Origin of the sequence: Streptomyces sp. NPDC016469 (assembly GCF_040632905.1) — a bacterium.
GTDB lineage: Bacteria > Actinomycetota > Actinomycetes > Streptomycetales > Streptomycetaceae > Streptomyces.
In genome coordinates, this window is sequence record NZ_JBEYCQ010000076.1 from 1 (window position 1) to 4448 (window position 4448).

At 63.9% G+C, this 4448-nt stretch carries 4 protein-coding genes and 1 pseudogene; 3 read left to right on the forward strand and 2 right to left on the reverse strand.

Annotated elements, in window-relative coordinates; genetic code table 11:
* Positions 1-671: 671 nt before the first annotated feature.
* A pseudogene (locus ABZ565_RS35185) lies at positions 672-1209 on the reverse strand (DUF4240 domain-containing protein).
* A 51-nt stretch (positions 1210-1260) separates the two neighbouring features.
* Positions 1261-1554: a hypothetical protein gene (locus ABZ565_RS35190; RefSeq protein ID WP_361036362.1), complete on the reverse strand. Its 294-nt coding sequence runs from the start codon at positions 1552-1554 to the stop codon at positions 1261-1263.
* Positions 1555-1944: 390 nt separating this feature from the next.
* On the opposite strand from ABZ565_RS35190, the gene ABZ565_RS35195 reads away from it, so the two are divergent.
* From ABZ565_RS35195 to ABZ565_RS35205, 3 genes are all read left to right on the forward strand, one after another.
* Positions 1945-2367, forward strand: a complete 423-nt coding sequence (locus ABZ565_RS35195) for a hypothetical protein (RefSeq protein ID WP_361036365.1) — start codon at positions 1945-1947, stop codon at positions 2365-2367.
* 90 nt (positions 2368-2457) lie between these two features.
* Complete coding sequence (locus ABZ565_RS35200) at positions 2458-2961, forward strand: helicase associated domain-containing protein (protein WP_361036368.1); 504 nt, start codon at positions 2458-2460, stop codon at positions 2959-2961.
* A complete protein-coding gene (locus tag ABZ565_RS35205; RefSeq protein WP_361036371.1) occupies positions 2931-3395 on the forward strand; it encodes a helicase associated domain-containing protein in 465 nt (154 codons plus the stop codon). Before ABZ565_RS35200 ends, ABZ565_RS35205 begins: the two co-directional genes overlap by 31 nt.
* Positions 3396-4448 lie beyond the last annotated feature (1053 nt).

Consider the following 4448-nt stretch of genomic DNA (forward strand, 5'->3'; position numbering starts at 1 on the left):
CGACCTCGCACCCATCCGGGCGATCAGCGCAAAGCTCTTCTCGGTTCAAGCAGCCCTCGGCAGGAGGCTGTACTCGAGCCCGTCCTCCCCCTGCCCAGAACGAGTGAGAATCCGACAGCTTCAATGCGACAGGACACCCGGTGAGCAGGCCCTGTTCTCCCGAGGCTGCCACGAAGTGACAAGTAACTCAGGGTGTCGTTAGGGCCTTGGTTTCCGTGCGGGGTTCTGGAACTTCGGGGCTGGTGAGCGGCTGTGGGGACCAACGGAACAGTGGTTACCAGTAGCGAGGGTTCCGTGGAGGGCGAGCAGAGGCGAACCCTTCGTATCTAGGCTTACAGAAGCCTCGCCGCGTAGGAGGAGTCAGGTGAAGGACGGTAAGGACCGCAAGGACTGTTCAGAGTGCGAAGGAAGCGGAGAGGACCCGAGGTGCTGCGGAGGTGGCTTCTCGTACTGCTACGACATCGGGGAATGCCCGATTTGCTCCGGCACTGGCGTAGATCCCGGGTGACCCGGCTCCAGGGGCCCTGCGTCGGGACTGGTAGGCCCGCATGTTGAGGTGTCGCGTATTCGTCAGCCGAGACGGGTTCATGGCCTGATGGGGTGACGGACAGTGACGTTCGGGAGTCTCGCCCTCCGCTGTTTGACCTCGTCTTGTGACTGCGAGCTTCCGCTTACTCCAGATAGAGAGCTGCCAAGCGGGGCAGTCGGCGCGTCATTTCGTCGTGGTCATCGAAATCGAAGTTCCAGGTGGGGTCCAGCTCCCGGTAGCGGATGGTCGGGTGGGCTCGCGGGGAGTTGATCGCCGGTCGCCGAGATGTGCGCGTTCCAGGCGATGCCCAGCATGTCCTCACCCTCCAGGTCGGCACCGTCGGCTGCGGAGGCTCGAACGATGGGCAGTTCTGCCAGGGCATCGGGATCAGCGACTACGCGTTCGAAGACTTCACGGCCCTGAGCGATCAGCCAGCCACGGAAGTAGTCGAAGCCGTCGTCAGAGCACCCTCCGTTGGCGATGTAAGCAGCAGCCCACAGAGGATTGGTGTAGGAGTCAACCATCAGGTCCCACAGATCCTGCTCAGCTGCGACGATTTCCTCGACCGTCCGTGAGGCGAGCAGCGAGGTCGCCTCGCGAGCGACCGCTTCGCCGTCGTTCGGGTTGGACGCCTGATTGCGGGCTGCCTCAATGAGCTGCCAGAACTGCTGCTTGTTCATGGAGGCAGAGCCTGCCACCTGGTACTGACATCGGGCGGGTCTGATGCACCGTCATGGACTGGCCCCGTCTGGCGAGTCTGGCGAATCCGTCTTCACTTCCACGGGCGTGAAGGCCCGGAAGAGAGCCGGCAGATCGGTTGCCCTGGTCTTGGCTACGGCATCGGCTTGCATCCGCACGGTGGCGGCTCGCACTCGGTAGTTCAGGATGATGTCCAGTACGTGGGGCACCACGAACGCGGCCAGGACGAGGATGAGGCCGAGGCCCGTGGCGCCCTGTAGAGCGCTCGCTACAGCTGCACCGGACAGTCCTGCCGGAATCGATGCCGAGATCGTGTGCGTGGTCATAAGTACCCCCTGGTGCGGATGAATGTGCGAGCGATTGGTCACCCCTTGGGTTCTGCCGGGGTGCTGAGACAGCGGCGCCCCGTACCGGGCGAACCGGAGCACGGGGCGGGTGCCGAAAGGACAGTGACGGAGGGATATGCAAGCAGCGCAAGGGCCTCCAGCGTTGGGCATCAGAAGGTCCTCATTCAACGTTTTAACCTGGCCTTTCACGAGGCTTGCAGGTCTTGAATGAGGCATCGGGCTCGCGGCTTTATCGAGCAGTAGCGACGTCACTTGTCGACGGGTTTGGGAGGCGCCCAGAACCACGGTCGGGTGATGTTGATGAGTTCGGGAGGCACTGGGGTTCTTGCCAGGGCAGCATCGGGATGTTCCTGGTGAAAGGTCCTGGTCATGCCGCAAATGTCGAAGGTCGAGCTGTACGCGGCGATCCGGCGTGACCATCGCGGCGGCATGTCGATGCGGGAACTTGAGCGCAAGCACGGCGTTACCTGGCGGACGGTACGGAAGGCGCTGGACTCCTCCTGGCCGGAGCCTCGTAAGAAGCTGCCTCCACGAGTCACCACCCTGGACCCGTACAAGCCGGTGATCGACCAGATCCTGCGGGCGGATCTGGACGCACCGCGCAAGCAGCGGCACACGGTCACCCGGATCTTTCACCGGCTGATCGAGGAGCACGGGGCGGACGTCTCCTACGGGGTGGTGCGCTACTACGTAGCCGGCCGGAAGCCCGAGATCTTGGTCGAGTCCGGCAAGGCGCCGCTGGAGGCATTCGTCCCGCAGACGCACCGCAGTTCGCCTTGCTCGAACTACTAAGCGGTCAAGAGGAGCGTCCTGACGGGGCGATCAGCCTGGAACTCCACGACGTCGCCGCTGCTGCGGTTCGCTGCCCCCAGGGATCCGGTGATGATCGCGAAGTGGGTGCGGTTCAACGTCATCAGCACCGAACGCCAGGACTGGCAGCGCGGCTACGACGCCGCCCGCCGGTTCTTCGAGCGCGAAGGCTCGCTGGAGGTGCCCTACGAGCACACCGAGGGGGCGTATCCGCTGGGAAGGTGGCTGTCCGACCAGCGCCGCGCCTACCGGGCCGGGACCATGAGCGGCGAACGCGCCGACGAGCTCGAAGAGCTCGGGATCGTATGGGACACCGCCGACGCCGCCTTCGAGGAAAACCTCGCCGCCGCGCGTGCGTACTTCGCCGAGGCCGGGACTCTGGCCGCGCCCCGGCACGCCACCGCCCTCGACCGGCCCGTCGGGCATGGCTCACCAACCTCCGCCGGCCCGGCGGACTCGGCAAGGACACCGACCGCGCCCGCCGGCGCGCGAAGCAGCTCGCCACGATCGACCCGGACTGGAACCCGCGGCTCCTCGGATGGACCGTGGACTGGCAGCGCTGCTACACCGGCCTGACCGCGCTCCTGAACGCCGGGAACACGCTGGAGGACGTCCAGCCGGGGGTGACCTACCGCGGCGACGACATCGGACGCTGGGTCCTCCGGCAGACACGGGACTGGACGCAGCTCAACGCCGAGCAGCGACGACGGCTCGAGGAGCTCGGAGTCCGGCCCCGGGCCGCTGCGCAGGGGCGTAAGGGCGCAGCGCGAGGCGAGTTGAAGGCTGGGGCCGGGAAGGGTTCCCAAGCCTTCCAGCGGGGTGTGGAAGCCCTGCGGCAATACATCGCGCGGGAGGGAAAGACCACGGTTGGACGGCAGCACGTCGAGGAACTGCCCGACGGGACGTCTGTGCGCCTGGGTGTGTTTCTGAGCAACCACAAGAACAGGCGCGACCGACTGACCGAAGACCAACTCACCGCCCTCGCCAACCTCGGGCTCGACTGGGCGTGAGGATCGCCCGACGCTACTTCCGGCGTACGGCGCCAGAGGATATCCAGTGGGCCAAGAGGCCGGCCGCTGTTCGCGCCCTTGGCCGCCGTCACGGCACCAGCGGCCCCCACATGGAGATGGCCCCGGAGTGCGTCCACTCCGGGGCCATCCATTCAATCAGGTTAAGCTCAGGCGCTGTTTAGAAAATATCTAGCGGTACAGGTGCAACTATTTTTTAGGTGGTGCGACGGCATAGATCAAACCCACCGCCCCGAGAAGTACACCTGCGATCTTCACAAAAGAGTCCCCCGCGACCCCTAGGGCCGCCGGAGTTGGAGTCCCACTCGCCTGCGCTACGAGTCCAACCACCAGCGCTAGAAGGGCGGACACCAACAGTACAACGAGCACGTTCAGAGCGATTTTGGCGATTCGAACGAGTCGATCTACGTCCGGATTGGGCTTCTGCATCTTCTTCTCCTCAGAGTTGAGTGTGTGAATGACATGGGATTTCTCCTCACGAGAGGCGCATTGTGATTTTTGCGCCGGTTTATGCAAACTGGGCGTGATTGCCGGGGGGACTTCCTTCGCCCCGCCCTCCGCGGTTCTGGTAATCACGCATCACCACGTCGGCTACGACGTGGCATGACCGTGCCGCTTACGGGTGATCACGCTAAGGGTCATGCATCGCGGTTCTCCTAGGGTCGAAGATCACGTCACCGAAGTACGGATGCGTAGCTGCACCACTGGCGGATGATCACGCTAAGGGTCATGCATCGGGGCCCCTTCCCGGAGTCCAAAGATCCAATTCACTCGTACAGCGCCTGCGCTGTAGAGGGGGAACGAAGGTAACGGGCGATCAGTTCCCAACGGAGCAGAAAATCCTGCTGACCTGACGCTATGCCACCCCCTCGCGAGAGGTGCATATGTCAATAGCGGTTTCGGAAGGCATATCAACGGAACTGGCCAACTTCGGCCTGCACTAGACGTTGTCCCGTAAATGATCTATGGCGTGCTGGTTGGCCAGCGTTGTTTCCTGGTCAGCCGGCGAGGGTGAGGTTGTGGAGGCGTGTGATG